Below are 15,061 nucleotides of genomic sequence, written 5' to 3'. Positions count from 1 at the left end.
CCGAGAGCCCCGGCCGCTCCCGGCCGCACGCTCCCCTCCCGGACCAGCAGACCAGAGGATTCCCGACCCCATGAGCCCCGCAGACGGCGACCGTGACCGCGACCCCCAGCGCATCCTGATCGTCGACGACGAGCCGGCGGTGCGCGAAGCGCTCCAGCGCAGCCTGGCCTTCGAGGGATACGGCACCGAGGTCGCCGTCGACGGCGCGGACGCCCTGGAGAAGGCGGCGGCCCACCGGCCCGACCTGGTCGTCCTCGACATCCAGATGCCCCGGATGGACGGCCTGACCGCCGCCCGCCGCATCCGGGCCGCCGGCGACACCACACCCATCCTGATGCTGACCGCCCGGGACACGGTCGGCGACCGGGTGACCGGGCTGGACGCCGGGGCGGACGACTACCTGGTCAAGCCGTTCGAGCTGGACGAGCTGTTCGCCCGGATCCGCGCGCTGCTGCGCCGCAGCTCGTACGCGGCGGCCGTGGCCGGCGCCGCGGAGGAGAACGACGTCCTGGCCTTCGCCGACCTGCGCATGGACCTGGCGACCCGCGAGGTGACCCGGGGCGCGCGGCGGGTGGAGCTGACCCGTACGGAGTTCACCCTGCTGGAGATGTTCCTGGCGCACCCGCGCCAGGTGCTCACGCGGGAGCAGATCCTGAAGGCGGTCTGGGGCTTCGACTTCGAGCCGTCGTCGAACTCCCTCGACGTGTACGTCATGTATCTGCGCCGCAAGACCGAGGCGGGCGGCGAGCCGCGCCTGGTGCACACGGTGCGGGGCGTCGGCTACGCCCTGCGGCAGGACGGCACGGAGTGACGGCACTGGTCCGCCGGTTCCGCGCGCTGCCCATCCGGGCGCGGCTGTCGCTGCTGGTGGCGGCGGCGGTGGCGTTCGCGGTCGCGGCGGTGTCGGTCACGTGCTGGTTCATCGTGCAGGGGAAGCTGTACGAGCAGGTCGACAACGACCTGAAGAAGGCGACGGTGCTGCAGGACCCGCAGCAGCGGGGCGAGATCCGCAGCGCCCTCAACAACTGCACGGACACCCCCCGGGACAGCATGGACGGAGGCTTCGGACAGACCTTCTCCCAGGTGGTCAGGGAGGACGGGACCGTGTGCCTGTTCCCCAGCTCGGCGGGCAGGATCAAGGTCACCGGGTCCGACCGGGACGTCATCGCGAGCGCGGGGGACGGCTCGACGGGCCTCTACCGCGACGGCACCGACCAGGACGGCGCCGAGGTGCGCGTCCTGACGCTGCCGCTGGTGATCAACAACCCGAGCACGCTGACCAGTTCGAAGGCCGCCGTCCTCGTCGCCGTGCCCCTCAAGGGCACCGAGTCGACGCTGGGCGACCTCGCGCTGATCCTGCTCCTCGTCTCCGGCGTCGGAGTGCTCGGCGCGGCCGCCGCCGGTCTCGCGGTCGCCCGCGCCGGTCTGCGTCCCGTCGACAAGCTCACCGAGGCCGTGGAGCACGTGGCCCGCACCGAGGACCTGGGCGTCCGCATCCCCGTGGAGCACGACTCCGAGGACGAGGTCGCCCGCCTCTCCCGCTCCTTCAACTCGATGACCTCCGCCCTGGCCAGCTCCCGCGACCTGCAGCAGCAGCTCATCGCGGACGCCGGCCACGAGCTGCGCACCCCGCTCACCTCGCTGCGCACCAACATCGAACTCCTCACCCGCAGCGAGGAGACCGGACGTCCCCTGCCCGCCGAGGACCGCAAGGCCCTGCTCACCTCGGTCAAGGCACAGATGACGGAACTGGCGGCGCTCATCGGCGACCTTCAGGAGCTGTCCCGGCCGGACACCGGCCAGCACGAGGGCCGTGCGCAGATCGTCGCCTGGCAGGAGGTCGTGGAGTCGGCGCTGCGCCGGGCCCGGCTGCGCGGCCCGGAGCTGACCATCGCGGCGGACGTCCGGCCCTGGTACGTGCGCGCGGAGCCCTCCGCGCTGGAGCGGGCCATGGTCAACGTCCTGGACAACGCGGTGAAGTTCAGCCCGGAGGGCGCCACCGTCGACGTCCGCCTGGCCGACGGCGTCCTCACCGTCCGCGACCACGGTCCCGGCATCGCCGCCGACGAACTCCCCCACGTCTTCGACCGCTTCTGGCGCTCCCCCACCGCCCGCGCCCTCCCCGGCTCGGGCCTCGGCCTGTCCATCGTGGCCCGCACGGTCCAGCAGGCGGGCGGCGAGGTCACCCTGACCCGCGCGGCCGGCGGCGGCACCACCGCCACGATCCGCCTCCCGGGGGCCCCCACCCCACCGCCCGAGATGCCGTGACGGGGCGGGGCTGCGGGCCGGGCGGTCACGGCTTCGCGAGGCCTTCCTCCCCCTCCACCGGGCTCAGATGCCGCAAGAGTGCGCGGAACAGACCCCACGCTTCGGCGTCTGTCCCGTCGCCCAGCCGGTAGTGCAGTGCGGACTCTGCGGTGCGGCCGAGCAGCATCGGCGGGGGCCCGGTGGGCGGACGCTCCGCGCGTGCCCGGCCGACGCGCTCGGCCTCCCGTCGGCCGAGGGTGAACGCCACCGGTACCGGCGGGGGTTCCACGTGGGCGGGGACGGTGAGATCCCGGCGTGCGGACCGGAGCGCCGTGAACAGGGTGACCAGGCCGTGCTCGGCGTCCAGTTCGGTGGCCAGCCCCTCGACGGCATCCAGGGGCGGCGCCTCGCCCTCGCCGTATCCGAGGGACAGGGTGATGTCCTCCTCGACACCCGCCGGGGTGCGCAGCACTCGGACCGTGGCGAGTGCGGGACGGGCGGGACGTCCGACGGCGATCAGCCAGGTGGGCCGGGGCGCGCGGGCGCGCGCCAGGTCGGTCAGTTGCCGAGTCGACCAGGGCAGGTTGACCGGTTCGGCCGTGCTCCAGCCGGCCGGAGGGGCACCGGTCAGCCGTCGGAAAGCCGCTTCCAGGGCCCGGCCCAGGACGAGGTCCTCGTCGGGGGCGTGGTGGGTGCGCAGGGTGAGCAGCAGCTGGCGGTCACCGGTGCCGTTGGGGGCCGCGAAGGCTTCCGCGAGCCGGGCCCCGCCCTGCTCGTCGCGCACCGGTGTGAAGGTGCCGCCCCTCCACTGGAGGACGGCACCGGACAGACCGTCGTAGTAGCCGTGTTCGGGGTCCTGGACGACCCAGCGGTTGGGCAGGCCGCGCAGCACGCTGCGGGTGGCCAGGGTGAGGCGGGCGGCGGGCGGCGTCACGATCTGCAGGGCCCTCTCGCCGTCGGCCGCCGCGCGCAGGGCGTCGGAGAGCCAGCTGGTCATGGCGACCAGGGGGCGGTCCTGGATCACCACGGCGGTGCTCGGGGTGAGGACGTCGACAGCGGGCGTCGCGGTGGCGGGGGCCGGGACGGCGGAGACGTCCGTGGTCAGCGGCACGACCTCGGTGGTCCCTGCCTCCGGCGGCCACACCGTGCCGTCGAGCACGGTGGCCAGCCGTCCCGCGAAGGAGCCGGCGAGCCGCCCCGCCTCCGCGACCGCCGTGGAGGCCCGTGCCTCGGTCCACCACACCGGCCCGTCGTGGCCCGCGCCGGCGCCGAGCAGACGGGCCGTCTCACCGGGGACCTGGACCAGGATCGGCGCCTCGACGGAGACGAGGGGTCGCCCGTCGGGGGCGCAGAGCCGGACGACCGCTCCGTCGGCCAGGCTGTCGACCCCGAGGCCAGGGCCACCCGCGTACAGACCGGCCAGCAGCGTGGGCAGATCGGGCATCTTCGGGGTGAGGGCGATGACGTCCTTGGTCACGGAGTCTCTTCCACGGCTGCGGCTGCGGCTGTGTCGGTTGCGGTCGCGTCGGTGAGGATGCTCTGGATGAGCTGATGAGCATGCGGGATCTGCCGGCTCAGCCAATCCAGCAATGCAACTTATCGATCATCGGAGATTCGCGCTACAAGATGAAGCGTCAACTCCGCACTCGCCAGCATCCTCGCCACTTCAATGGGCGGGTTCTTCAACTCGTTCGCCACGACGTCGGCAGGATCAACCCTGTGGACGCCCCCCTCACGTCCGGTCGCCTCGATCACGTAACGAAACCCGTGGGGCATCGACTGATCCTCCACCACAATCCAACGGGCACCGTGTACTCGAATCAAGAAGTCAGCCACATAGGACAACAGGTCACCGTGCAGTGTCATCCAGTCAGGCTGCTCAAACTCACGGAGCGGCAAGCGTGAAACATAATTCTGGAGATACGGAATAAGCCTGGCCGGATCAGCGGTGTAAGCATCCGCGGAAACCCCCAACATTTCCGCAATGTCGAGGATCGCCCTGCGCCCCTCCTCAATCCACCGGTCGAGCTCCGGACCAGGAGTGCTCGCGCTCGCCATCATCAGTCCCTCCAGTTACGAATGGCCCTACTTCTTCGGTGCAGGTCCGTATTCTATGAATATTATTCGAGCTTGAATGAGATAGCGCCTGAGGGCTTGGGATGGCGGCGCATCCATGAATACCCAGCGTGGATCGAAACTCGGATCAAGTCGACGCAACGTCAAGTCTTTGTTGATCTGCTCCTTGATCCCGTCACTCAGCGGCACCTGCCCCTTGACGACTTGATTTGTCCCGTCGGCAAGCTTGATCGTACGGAACGACAGGTAGTGTTTTATCTCAACTGCCAGTGTCCGTCCTCCTGGAAGGTCCACAGGGACATCCACTTTACGGCCACCCGGAGTCTCTACAGGGTAGTAAGGGTGGTCATGTGTGGGTACCGGGTAGCCACGCTCACTCCCACCGCCGTACATTTGTCGGCCTATCTCCTCCGCCATCGTGTAGCGATGCCGCCCGGCACGCAGCGCGCGAAGCTCCCTGAGAGACAGCTCCGCCTGCCCTGGCGGCAGCACCGGACGCGTGAAGTCGGGTTGCCCGGTTCCTTGCCTGTGGTCAGTGGAGGACAGTCCCACGCCATCGGTGTCACTCGGTGCCCTGCCGCTGTTCTCGTCACCATCGGCGGTAGCCTGATCGTCAATGTCGTCGGTCTTCGCCAGGCCATGCTCACCATCGCCAGCAGGCGCAGTCGGGTCGCTGGAGCCAACTCCGCGTCCGGGCCCCCCGGCTCTCTCACCGGTTCGCACTCCTTCCCGCGTGACTGCCCCATCGCTATGACCTGAGCCACCGCCTGCATCCAAGCCCGCTCCACGAGCTGGCTCGTAGGTTCCACTACCGTCGACAGCGCGAGAAGAGACGCCTGTGGCAGTCGGGCCGTCATGCATCCGCGCACCAGCACCGGCCCCGACGAACTCTCGATTCGGCACCGACGTCCGCTCCGGTGCCACCTGGACAGCCAGAGGAGGCTCCCGCCGAGCGGCCTCGGCCATCTCATGGCCATGTCTGTCGTAGGGGATGAACTCGCCGTTCTCAATGACGACCTTCGAGCCGTCCTCCAGCTCGATGACGCTGTGCACGCGTTGGGCGTCCGCCGACGCCCCGGCGCCCGCGGTGATCCGATGCGTGAGTTCGGACAGCTTGGGCAGCTTGCCGGTCGCCGCAGTGGTGGCTCTGAGGCCGACATGGACCGGGTCCATGAACAGCCCGGCCTTGCCCACGACTCCGGCGGTCCGGGAGGCCAGGCCGCCCTTGCCGGCCTTCGAAGCGACCGCAAGCGGGCCGGCGCCCAGGGTGAGACCGTTGAAGACGACCGTCCCGGCCGCGCGGGTCGGGTTCTCCTGCCACATGTCCCACGCGACGAGCGCCTTGCCGAACTCCTTGGCCGCCTGCTTCGCCCGGACCTCGTCCTCGCTCTCCTCGTCCGGGCCGACCGCCCAGTCCATGAACGCGTCGTACGGGGTCATGGTGTACAGGCCGATGCCGGTGACGACGTCCTTCAGGCCGCTCCATGCCTCCCCGTCCCCACTGGCCAGTGCCCACAGGCCCTCGACGCCCGCCTCGATGCCGTCCTTGTAGATGCCGTCCCAGAAGAAGCTCTTGGCACCATGGCCGAACCAACCCCAGCTCCACGCCTCATAGGTCTGCTCCTCCGGTGTGCCCCAGGGCAACTGTTCGGCTTCCTCGAGGAGATCGAGCTCGAAGCCGTACCGCACCGTCCCACGTTCCACGAGACCGCTGCCGTCGTCCGCCACGAAGCGCGGGCCACCCACGACCGCCGAGATCTTGTCGGCGGCCAGGCGTTCCGCCTCCTGGAACGCGAACTGCGTTGCGGTGACGTCGTTGATGAGCCGCTGGTTACGCTCGACCTTCTTCTCGTCCTCGGTCCAGTCGTCGTCACCCTCCACACTGCGGGTGAACGCGAGGGCGTCCGTCTTGAGCTGTTCCAGCCGCTTGGCCAACGGACGGGCCTCGACGGCATACGTGTCCAGCGCGTCGGCCACCGTCTCCAGCTTCGTGGCGAAGACCTCGGCCCCGTCCATCACCGGCCGCGTGGTGGCGAACAGCGCCTCGGCCTCAGGCGCGGTGTAGAAGGCTTCCAGCATCTGGAAGCGGGAGTGCACGTCCATGCCGCCGTTGCGGATACCGATGGCATCGCTGCGCAACCCGGAGACGTCCTTGTCCAACTGGTCGAAGTCGCCCGTGAACTGCGGTATGTCGTACGGGCTGATCACTTCTTTCCGTCCTTCTCGCCCTGCCCCGGCAGCTCGACCTTCGGGGCCGCCAGAGCCGCACGCTGCGTAAGCGCGGCCATCTCCTGATCACCGGTCACGTAGTGCTCCGTCGCGTCCCGCGCCCCGTTCACCGACTTCGCCGCCCGCGCTCCGAGAAACAGCACGTCTGTCGCCGTTCCCTCCACGAACAGCGACAGCGCCGCAGCGACGGGACCCGTCGGCACGGGACCGCAGTACATGCCGCTGATGGTTCCGGCAGAGGCCGCCGCACTCGTCACATCTGTGCCATACGCCTTCACATCCTTGGCCACGTCGTCCATCGCGTCCTGGACGAGCGAGGTCACGAACTCGACACCCGACGGCGATATGTCCCACCCCGTCATTCCGAACCCCCGTTCAGACCACCGACGTCAGCCGATGTTGTCGACGGCTGCGCGTGCCCTGGCCAGGGCCGACTGCGCGGTGCCGTCGTTCTGCTCCATCGTCGTGCGGACCAGCCGGATGATCTCGCGCACCTCGTCGGCCGCACTGTTACGCCCCGTAACCTCGAACATACTGTCGCATCACATGTTGCAAACGCAACGTGGATAAGGCGAGTTGGCGCAATCCGAACGCTGACCGACACCCGGCAGCTCCGGCTCCCGGCAGTCAGCATCACGCCCCCTGAGCGACAGCTGCGTAGGCGGGACAAGCGAGCCGGCCGGCGGTCGAAGTCCCACCCGGAACTTCCACCCGAACAGGGGGCGGGACGCTGATTCACCTACTGTCTGACGGAGCGCCTTCCGGGGCATTGAGCAAGACGGGCGGCAGGTAGGCGGATCGGACGCGCAAGTCCCAGCCGTGTACCTGGACTGCCAGTGCGGCCAAGGCGATGGTCTTCTGCGGAAGCAGGCTGCGGAGCGCCGCATCGGGCAGTGCGCCCTCCCGATGCTGGGCCAGACGATGCACCAGGGCCTGCTCGAAGGCTGACTGGTTGTCCTCCAGGAGCACGCGCAGCAGCCGCTGGTCCGGCGTCAGAGTGCCGAGGCCATTCAGTCGTAGCGCCGCATCGAGGCGTTCGTCGACCTCCGGCATGCGCAATGTCACCGACGGCCAGTCCCGTGGCAGGTGCCCGCGATCCTGGGTCAGGTAGCAGGCGAGGGTATCCATCTCCGCCAGTTCCGCCGGATCCGACTTCGATTCCAGCTTCGAGTGCGGCACCCCGTCGTGGATCGTGGACGCGTGCTCATGCAGCAGGAGCCCAATGACACGGTCCCGGCCCCACACCATGCCGCTTATCAGGCACAACGCAAAGGCATCCAGCCAGTCCCTCGCTATGGAGGCGTGCTCCACCGCAGCCTCGAAATAAGGTGACGGATCCCCGCGGAGAACGGCAGTACGTGCACAACCGGGTCGGGCCACCGCGCAACCCCTTCGATGCCCTTCATGGAACCGGCCTCAGGGCGGTACGGAGCCGGAGAACGGCCGCGAACGGCAAGAGTGTTAGCTTCTTCCCCGTGGCGGAACACCAGGACGAGACCAAGGCCGCCTACGACGGGGTCGTCGAGCTCTACGCGTCGATGTTCGCCGACCGGCTGGAGGCTCACCCGTTCTCACGGAACATGATCGGCACTTTTGCCGAGCTGGTGCGCGGGACGGGGAACCCGCGGGCGGCCGACGTCGGGTGCGGACCCGGACACCTGACGGCCATGTTGCACGAACTGGGGCTGGACGCCTTCGGGCTCGACCTGTCCCCGGGCATGGTCGCCCACGCCCGGCGGGCCCGTCCGGCGCTGCGGTTCGATGAGGCGCCGATGGAGGCCCTGCCGGTCGAGGACGGCGCGCTCGGCGGCGTGCTGGCCCACTACTCGGTGATCCACACCCCTCCTGGGGAACTGCCCGCGCTGCTCGCCGAGCAGGTACGTGTTCTGGCGCCGGGGGGCCTGCTCCTGGTCTCGTTCTTCGCGACCGACGGACCGGAGCCGGTCCGCTTCGACCACAAGGTCACGCCCGCCTACAGCTGGCCGGTGGACCGGTTCGCGGAGCTGCTGGCCGGGGCCGGGCTCGTCCCGTTCGCCCGCCTGCTCCACGACCCGGCCTCCGAGCGGGGCTTCCTCGACGCCCACCTGCTGGCCCGCCGCCCCTGAGGACGCCCGCGGGCGACGCGCACACGCGTCCGGCACACCCCGGGAGCGGGGGCCGGGCGACGACGGACCGAGGACCGCGGCCAGGGGCGCAGATCGCGGTCGACGAGGCTACGACCCCTCCGGCCCCTCCGAGCCCTCCGTGAACGCGGTGGCGTGGTCGGCGGCCCACTGGCGGAACGTTCGCGGTGCCGTCCCGAGGATGTCGGCCACCGCAGTGGTGACGTACGCGGGCTGTCCGACCGCCGCGCTCCACGCGGCGAGCAGCATGTCGACGACCGAGCCGGGCGCCGCACCCTCCGACAGGCTCCGGAACGCGTCCGGCGTCATCTCCTCGAACGCGATCCGGCGCCCCAGGACGTCACCGATGACGTCCACCTGCGCGGCTTGGGTCAGCGATTCGGGGCCCGTGAGGACGTAGTCGCCCCCGACGTGTCCGTCCTGATGGAGCGTCCGCGCCGCGACGGCTGCGACGTCGCGGTCGTCGACCGGTGCCGACTCGGCAGCGCCGTGAGGCCACCGGACGACCTCGCCGGCCCGGATCGCGGGCGCCCACCAGGCCAGCGAGTTCGACGCGAGCATCCCCGGCCGGATGATCGTCGACTCGAGTCCGGTGGCCGCGACGAGCCGCTCGATGTCGGCGTGCAGCACCGCCATGGGATTGGGCTGCTGGAAGAAGGGGTGCGGCGTCCGGTGCGGGGAGGAGAGGAGGACGATCCGCCGCACGTGGGCTGCCAGCCGCTCGACGACTGCTGCGGCGGTCCGAGGCGGGGCGGTCCAGACGAGGAAGACGGCGCCGGTGCCGTTCAACGCCGGGTCGAGCGTCTCGGGCGCGGTGAGGTCGCCGATGAAGACCTCGGCCTTCGCCGGCAGCGTCGCCGCCGCCTCGGAGCGACGGATGAGGGCGCGCACCGGCACGCCCGCGTCGAGGAGTCGGTCGATGACGACGCGGCCGACCCGGCCCGTCGCCCCGGTGACGAGCACGGGAGGAGTGTCTCTCTGATGCATGCCGCCCATTGAAAACGTTACTCGGTTAAAAAAGCAACCTGGTCACGAATGTTACGGTGGTCAAATGAGCGAGTCGACGGGGCTGCGGGCCCGCAAGAAGGAGCGGACGCGCGACGCCATCGGCGACGCGGCCGTCTCGCTGTTCCTGGAGCACGGCTTCGACCGCGTCTCGGTCAACGACGTCGCCGCGGCGGCCGAGATCTCCAAGCCGACCCTCTTCCGGTACTTCCCCACCAAGGAAGACCTGGTGCTGCACCGGTTCGCGGACCACCAGGGCGAGGCAGCACGCGTCGTACGCGGCCGCAGGCCCGGCGTCAAGCCGGTGACGGCGCTGCACCGGCACTTCCGGGCCGGCCTGGACCGGTGCGACCCCGTCACCGGCCTCAGCGATCACCCCGAGGTGGTGGCGTTCCACCGGCTGGTGTTCACCACACCGAGCCTGGCAGGACGGCTCACGCGGTACCAGCTCGAGGACGAGGAGGCACTGGCGGACGCCCTCGGCGAAGGCATCCAGGCACGCCTGCTGGCCGCCCAGGTACTCGCGGTCCAACGGGTGCTCGCCCGCACCAACTGGCAGAAGATCGCCGACGGTCGCACCGCCCACGACGTTCACCCCGAGGCCGTGGCCGACGCCGACCGGGCATTCGACCAACTGCCGTGACAGGCGACACGCCCGGCCGAAGAGGACTCCGACGGTGCGAGGACCGCACCGCCCCGCCCGACAGTGAGCGGTTCCTCGGCGCGGGCGCCGGTGGCGGCCCGGCTGCACTCGGGTGAGCAGGCGCTCGCGGGGCCGGGGCCGGGGCTGTGCCCGGCCACCCGGAGGCCGGTGAGCGGACGGTGACAGGTGACACGTCCGACCGTCCCCGTCCGGTGTCTCGCGCGTTCTACCGTGGTCCTCCGGCCCACACGCCACACCCCGGCCGGAGGAGAGGAGCCGACCATGGCCCACGAGGTGGATCCGAACTCCTGCGCAAGGACACCCGAGGCGATCCGTGCGGCCCTGCAGCGGCGCCGGGACTGGTTGCAGGCCTTCGAGCAGGAGTGGCTGAGCGCCGCCGCCGACTTCGACCAGTCGGCGCTCGACGCCGTGATCGACAAGTGGTTCCCCTTCGCCTGCGCCTGCGCCACACCGGGCTACCTCGACGACGTCGAACGGACCGTCAAACGCATGACGACGGACGACACCGAAGGCCTCGTGTTCCGGGACGCGCAGGGTCACGGCTTCGACGCGAACGGCCGGCCCGTCCCTGCGGGCGGACGCCGGTGAGCGCCTACGCCATCCGGTACGTGGACCGCGCGGCGGCGCGGAAGGCCGCGTTACCGGGTTCCCGGCGGACCTCGCTCGAGAACCTCGAGAAGCTGCTCACCCTCAACCCGTTCGGCCCGCCGGCCCTCAGCAACCGCGACAACAGCTGGTCCGCGGGCTTCCAGGGCGGCTTCGTCACCTACGTCGTGTCCAACCGCCACGTCGTCGTCAACGTCATCGACCTCGTGGCCCTCTGAGCCCTCTGAGCCCTCTGAGCCCTCTGAGCCCTCTGGAACCGAGACGCGTGTGACACGCTGAGATCATGAAGACACCGCCGGACGGGCTGCCCGTGTACCGCGTGCTGACCGGTCCTGACGACGTGGCGTTCTGCCGTCGGGTGAGCGAGGCCCTGGCGATGGGGTACCGGCTCCACGAGGGACCGTCGGTCACGTTCGACGGCGACCGGGTGATCGTCGCGCAAGCGGTCCTGTGGCCCGGAGCGGCGGACACCGCCTCGACGTGACGGACACGCCCCGGCGCAGACGCAGGCGCACGGTCGGCCGGACCGGGCCTCCGGAACCGGAAGGAAGGGCCCGGCGCGCCCGCGGGCCTCGCGGCCTGCCGGGTGTGCCGGGCCCCTCCCGGGGGCGTCCGTGGGCTACCGGACGACCGTGATGCGGTCCGCCGCGGGCGGGGCGAGCGGGTTCGCGGGGGAGGAGTGGGCCGTCAGGTACTGCTCCAGGGCCGTCAGGTCGTCCTCGCCGACCAGGTCCGCCGTGCCCTCGCCGAGGGTCGGGAAGCCGTCGCCGCCGCCCGCGAGGAAGCTGTTCGTGGCGACGCGGTAGGTGGCGTCCGGGTCGATCGCGGAGCCGTTCAGCCTGATGGAGTCCGTGACCACCCGGTCCGCTCCGGTCCGGGTCAGGTCCAGGGTGTAGGTCAGACCGGCGGAGACCTGGAGGATCTTCGGCGCCGCCTCGTTGGCGCCGCTCACCTGCTCCTCGAGGACCTGGATCAGCTGCGCGCCGGTGAAGTCCTGGAGGTTGACCGTGTTGGCGAACGGCTGCACGGTGAAGCCCTCGGCATAGGTGACCACGCCGTCGCCCTCGGCGGCGCTCGCCGCGTAGGTCAGGGGCGCGCGGATGCCGCCGGGGTTCATCAGGGCCAGGTCGGTCTCCGGGTCCAGCGTCCGGCCGTAGGCCAGTTGGGCGTCGGCGATCAGGTCGCCGAGCGGGGTCTCGGTGGTGCCGTCCTTGGTGATGTCACCGGAGATGTAGCCGATCGGGCGGTTGCCGATGGGGGCGGCGAGGGTGTTCCACTTGCCGATCAGCCGGGTCATGTCCGGCGCCTTCGGGACGTCCCGCGTCACCACGTGGTTCGCCGACTTCACGGCCGTGCGGGCGATGTCACCCGTCACGCGGTCGTACGTCAGCGTCGTGTCCGTGTAGAGGCGGCCGAAGGACGCGGCCGAGGTGACCATGCGGGGCTTGCCCGCCGGGTCCGGGATCGTGCACACGTACGCCGCGTGGGTGTGGCCGGTGACCAGCGCGTCCACCTGGGGCGATACCTTCTCGGCGATGTCGGCGATCGGGCCGGAGACGCCGTCGCCGGCGCCCGGGGAGTCGCAGTCGTAGTTGTAGGAGGACGAGGCGGGGAAGCCGCCCTCGTGCACCAGGGCCACGATCGACTTCACGCCCTGGCGCTGGAGCTCCTTGGCGTACTTGTCGATCGTCTCGACCTCGTCCTTGAAGGACAGGCCCTTCACGCCCTCCGCGGAGACGATGTCGGGGGTGGCCTCCAGCGTCACGCCGATGAAACCGACCTTGACGCCCTTGTGCTTCCACACCCAGTACGGCTTCAGGACGGGCCTGCCCGTCTTCTCGTCCAGGACGTTGGCCGCCAGGTACGGGAAGTCGGCGCCCTTGAACTTCTTGTCCGTGTAGCAGCCCTCGACCGGGTGGCAGCCGCCGTTCTGCAGACGGCCCAACTCCTTGGCGCCCTCGTCGAACTCGTGGTTGCCGACGGAGGAGACGTCCAGGTCGAGCTTGTTCAGCGCCTCGATCGTGGGCTCGTCGTGGAAGAGACCGGAGAGGAGGGGGGACGCGCCCACCATGTCGCCGGCGGCCGCGGTGACGGAGTAACGGTTGCCCTTGCGGGCCTCGCGCAAATGGGTGGCGAGGTACTCCGCACCGCCCGCGTCGATGGTCTCCGTCGTCCCGTCCGGGCGCAGTTCGGTGACCCGGCCCGAGGAACCCGTCGGGGGTTCCAGGTTGCCGTGCAGGTCGTTGAAGGACAGCAGCTGCACGTCCTGGTAGCGGCCCGGGTGGCCCTTGTGGTGGCCCTTGTGGTGGCCGTGCCCGTGCGAGGCGCCGCCCTTGCCCCCGCCCGCGGTCGCCGCCTCCGCGGGCAGGGTGGCCGCGGCCAGCGCGCCGACGGTGAGCACACCGGCGACGGACACGAGAAGACGGTTCGTACGGCGTCTGCGGCGCGGACGGTACGTCAAGGATGTGGACCTGGGTGTGGCTGGCATGCGCCCCCCTGCGGGTCTGCGTGGGTCGGAGTCGGTCGGCGTCGGTCGGCGTCGGTCGGCGCCTGTCTACGCGGGGCCGGGCCGGAGCCGCGTGAGGCGCGCGCCGGCCACCCGGCGCAGCCTAGAGTCAACGCGCGTAGCGCGACAGGGGGTTCATGGTCACATCCTGATTATCTTTCACGTCCCGGCACCGGTCGGGACCGGTCGGGACGTGCCTTCGGCTCCGCATCCGACGCCGTCTTCGCCCGTTTTCGGCGCCCGCCGCTTACCCTCGTACGCATGACCAGCGACGACTTCGCACGGCCGGGCCGCACCCGCTCGCTCCGGACCCACACCGCGCTCTCCCCGGAGCAGGTCGAGGCGGTTCTCGCCCTGCTCGACGAGGCCGCCCAGACCGACGGGCAGCAGGCGGTGTCCGAGCAGGGGCGGTTGCAGCTGCGCGGCGGTGAACGGGCGGGCGTGACCCATCTGTTGCTCTTCCTCACCCACGAGACGAGCGGGGCGAGCGAGGCGAGCGGGAGCGACGGCGGCAAGGACGGCGAACTCGTCGGGTACGCCCAGCTGGAGGACACCGACCCGGTCGAACCGCCGGCCGCCGAGCTGGTCGTGCACCCCTCCCACCGGGGGCAGGGGCACGGGCGGGCGCTCGGGTCAGCGCTGCTCGCCGCCTCCGGCAAGCGGCTGCGGGTGTGGGCACACGGCGGTCACTCCGCCGCCCGCCATCTCGCCCAGGTCCTCGGGCTCACCCTCTTCCGCGAACTGCGGCAGATGCGGCGGCCGTTGGCCGGGCTGGAGCTGCCCGACCCGGTGCTGCCGGAGGGCGTGACCGTGCGGACCTTCGTCCCCGGGCAGGACGACGCCGCCTGGCTGGCGCTGAACGCCGCCGCCTTCGCCCACCACCCCGAGCAGGGCGCCCTGACCCAACGCGACCTGGACGACCGCAAGGCCGAGCCGTGGTTCGACCCCGAGGGCTTCTTCCTCGCCGAGCGGGAGGGCGGCGGGCTCGTCGGCTTCCACTGGACCAAGGTGCACCGGGCGGAGGGACTCGGCGAGGTGTACGTCCTCGGCGTGAGCCCGCAGGCCCAGGGCGGCGGCCTCGGCAAGTCCCTGACGACGATCGGCCTGCGCCACCTGGCGGGGCAGGGGCTGCCCACCGCGATGCTGTACGTCGACGCCGACAACAAGGCGGCCGTGGCCGTCTACGAGCGGCTGGGCTTCCTCACCCACGAGACGGACCTGATGTACCGGACGGAGACCTGACGGACCCGGCGGCCCCGACGCCCCCGGCGCAGACGACGCAGACGACGCAGACGACGCAGACGACGGGCCGGAGAGACCGGGCTCGCGCCCCGCGTGCCGGGCTCCGGCCCGCCGTCTCCGCCGCGGGTTCGCATCCGGCCCCGGCGCGAGCCCGCCCGAAGCCGGCGCGAGCCCGCCCGAAGCCGGCGCGAGCCCGCCCGAAGCCGGCGCATACGGTCGGCGGAAGGCCGTGGAACCGGCCCGGGGCGGGCCGGGGGCAGGCCCGTGCCGTGCCACCCCGTCGCTCCGGCACGGGACGCATGATCCACACGGTGCCGCACCGCCTGGAACGCGCGGTTCGCGCCCCGGGCCCGCTCCCCGCGG

Annotated in this window: 16 protein-coding genes; 8 read left to right on the top strand and 8 right to left on the bottom strand. The window is 70.9% G+C overall.

What is annotated here, in order from left to right; genetic code table 11:
* The first annotated feature begins 70 nt into the window (after positions 1-70).
* Together ACWEQO_RS22135 and ACWEQO_RS22130 are read left to right on the top strand one after the other, a co-directional pair.
* A complete protein-coding gene (locus ACWEQO_RS22135; protein WP_452984922.1) occupies positions 71-811 on the top strand; it encodes a response regulator transcription factor in 741 nt (246 codons plus the stop codon).
* Positions 808-2,268, top strand: a complete 1,461-nt coding sequence (locus ACWEQO_RS22130) for a sensor histidine kinase (protein WP_452984921.1) — start codon at positions 808-810, stop codon at positions 2,266-2,268. Before ACWEQO_RS22135 ends, ACWEQO_RS22130 begins: the two co-directional genes overlap by 4 nt.
* 25 nt (positions 2,269-2,293) lie before the next feature.
* Here the strand turns inward: ACWEQO_RS22130 and ACWEQO_RS22125 are convergent, their stop codons facing one another.
* From ACWEQO_RS22125 to ACWEQO_RS22100, 6 genes are all read right to left on the bottom strand, one after another.
* Positions 2,294-3,724: a DUF6177 family protein gene (locus tag ACWEQO_RS22125; RefSeq protein ID WP_452984920.1), complete on the bottom strand. Its 1,431-nt coding sequence runs from the start codon at positions 3,722-3,724 to the stop codon at positions 2,294-2,296.
* A 119-nt stretch (positions 3,725-3,843) separates the two neighbouring features.
* Positions 3,844-4,308, bottom strand: a complete 465-nt coding sequence (locus tag ACWEQO_RS22120) for a hypothetical protein (protein ID WP_452984919.1) — start codon at positions 4,306-4,308, stop codon at positions 3,844-3,846.
* A gap of 24 nt (positions 4,309-4,332) precedes the next feature.
* Positions 4,333-6,531 carry a hypothetical protein gene (locus tag ACWEQO_RS22115; RefSeq protein WP_452984918.1) on the bottom strand — a complete coding sequence of 733 codons (2,199 nt, stop codon included), beginning with the start codon at positions 6,529-6,531 and terminating at the stop codon, positions 4,333-4,335.
* The gene (locus tag ACWEQO_RS22110; protein ID WP_452984917.1) at positions 6,528-6,914 is read right to left on the bottom strand and encodes a DUF6507 family protein; all 387 of its coding nucleotides are present in this window, start codon (positions 6,912-6,914) and stop codon (positions 6,528-6,530) included. Before ACWEQO_RS22110 ends, ACWEQO_RS22115 begins: the two co-directional genes overlap by 4 nt.
* Positions 6,915-6,941: 27 nt before the next feature.
* Positions 6,942-7,085 (bottom strand): hypothetical protein, encoded by a 144-nt coding sequence (locus tag ACWEQO_RS22105; protein ID WP_452984968.1) that lies wholly within the window; start codon positions 7,083-7,085, stop codon positions 6,942-6,944.
* A 202-nt stretch (positions 7,086-7,287) separates the two neighbouring features.
* Positions 7,288-7,863 (bottom strand): immunity 49 family protein, encoded by a 576-nt coding sequence (locus ACWEQO_RS22100; RefSeq protein ID WP_452984916.1) that lies wholly within the window; start codon positions 7,861-7,863, stop codon positions 7,288-7,290.
* A 164-nt stretch (positions 7,864-8,027) separates the two neighbouring features.
* On the opposite strand from ACWEQO_RS22100, the gene ACWEQO_RS22095 reads away from it, so the two are divergent.
* Positions 8,028-8,657, top strand: coding sequence for a class I SAM-dependent methyltransferase (locus tag ACWEQO_RS22095; protein WP_452984915.1), 630 nt, complete (start codon positions 8,028-8,030; stop codon positions 8,655-8,657).
* Positions 8,658-8,765: 108 nt separating this feature from the next.
* On the opposite strand, the gene ACWEQO_RS22090 is transcribed toward ACWEQO_RS22095, so the two are convergent.
* Positions 8,766-9,662, bottom strand: a complete 897-nt coding sequence (locus ACWEQO_RS22090; protein WP_452984914.1) for an SDR family oxidoreductase — start codon at positions 9,660-9,662, stop codon at positions 8,766-8,768.
* A gap of 64 nt (positions 9,663-9,726) precedes the next feature.
* On the opposite strand from ACWEQO_RS22090, the gene ACWEQO_RS22085 reads away from it, so the two are divergent.
* The 4 genes from ACWEQO_RS22085 to ACWEQO_RS22070 all read left to right on the top strand — a co-directional run bounded on the left by ACWEQO_RS22085 (position 9,727) and on the right by ACWEQO_RS22070 (position 11,434).
* Positions 9,727-10,323, top strand: coding sequence for a TetR/AcrR family transcriptional regulator (locus tag ACWEQO_RS22085; RefSeq protein ID WP_452984913.1), 597 nt, complete (start codon positions 9,727-9,729; stop codon positions 10,321-10,323).
* Between the two features lie 282 nt (positions 10,324-10,605).
* The gene (locus ACWEQO_RS22080; RefSeq protein WP_361460187.1) at positions 10,606-10,932 is read left to right on the top strand and encodes a DUF6247 family protein; all 327 of its coding nucleotides are present in this window, start codon (positions 10,606-10,608) and stop codon (positions 10,930-10,932) included.
* Positions 10,929-11,168 carry a hypothetical protein gene (locus ACWEQO_RS22075; RefSeq protein WP_279335185.1) on the top strand — a complete coding sequence of 80 codons (240 nt, stop codon included), beginning with the start codon at positions 10,929-10,931 and terminating at the stop codon, positions 11,166-11,168. Before ACWEQO_RS22080 ends, ACWEQO_RS22075 begins: the two co-directional genes overlap by 4 nt.
* Positions 11,169-11,233: 65 nt before the next feature.
* On the top strand, positions 11,234-11,434 hold the full coding sequence (locus tag ACWEQO_RS22070) for a DUF1737 domain-containing protein (protein WP_361460184.1): 201 nt from the start codon (positions 11,234-11,236) through the stop codon (positions 11,432-11,434).
* A gap of 135 nt (positions 11,435-11,569) precedes the next feature.
* Here ACWEQO_RS22070 and ACWEQO_RS22065 read toward each other — a convergent pair whose 3' ends face one another.
* Entirely contained in the window at positions 11,570-13,438 is a 1,869-nt protein-coding gene (locus ACWEQO_RS22065; protein WP_452984912.1) for a bifunctional metallophosphatase/5'-nucleotidase, read from the bottom strand.
* A 279-nt stretch (positions 13,439-13,717) separates the two neighbouring features.
* Here ACWEQO_RS22065 and mshD point away from each other — a divergent pair, with 279 nt between their 5' ends.
* Complete coding sequence (gene mshD / locus ACWEQO_RS22060; protein WP_452984911.1) at positions 13,718-14,698, top strand: mycothiol synthase; 981 nt, start codon at positions 13,718-13,720, stop codon at positions 14,696-14,698.
* Positions 14,699-15,061: the final 363 nt, after the last annotated feature.

It is taken from the genome of Streptomyces sp. NPDC004051 (assembly GCF_053604275.1).
Note: the sequence above shows the minus strand (reverse complement) of the source record. Positions and strands in the feature narration are given on the sequence as shown.

Bases quoted from the DNA above. Each gene is read 5' to 3' on its own strand.
- ACWEQO_RS22135 (WP_452984922.1), top strand. From the start codon at position 71: ATGAGCCCCGCAGACGGCGACCGTGACCGCGACCCCCAGCGCATCCTG.
- mshD (WP_452984911.1), top strand. From the start codon at position 13,718: ATGACCAGCGACGACTTCGCACGGCCGGGCCGCACCCGCTCGCTCCGG.
- ACWEQO_RS22090 (WP_452984914.1), bottom strand. From the start codon at position 9,662: ATGCATCAGAGAGACACTCCTCCCGTGCTCGTCACCGGGGCGACGGGC.
- ACWEQO_RS22065 (WP_452984912.1), bottom strand. From the start codon at position 13,438: ATGCCAGCCACACCCAGGTCCACATCCTTGACGTACCGTCCGCGCCGC.
- ACWEQO_RS22105 (WP_452984968.1), bottom strand. From the start codon at position 7,085: ATGTTCGAGGTTACGGGGCGTAACAGTGCGGCCGACGAGGTGCGCGAG.
- ACWEQO_RS22120 (WP_452984919.1), bottom strand. From the start codon at position 4,308: ATGATGGCGAGCGCGAGCACTCCTGGTCCGGAGCTCGACCGGTGGATT.
- ACWEQO_RS22080 (WP_361460187.1), top strand. From the start codon at position 10,606: ATGGCCCACGAGGTGGATCCGAACTCCTGCGCAAGGACACCCGAGGCG.
- ACWEQO_RS22110 (WP_452984917.1), bottom strand. From the start codon at position 6,914: ATGACGGGGTGGGACATATCGCCGTCGGGTGTCGAGTTCGTGACCTCG.
- ACWEQO_RS22085 (WP_452984913.1), top strand. From the start codon at position 9,727: ATGAGCGAGTCGACGGGGCTGCGGGCCCGCAAGAAGGAGCGGACGCGC.
- ACWEQO_RS22070 (WP_361460184.1), top strand. From the start codon at position 11,234: ATGAAGACACCGCCGGACGGGCTGCCCGTGTACCGCGTGCTGACCGGT.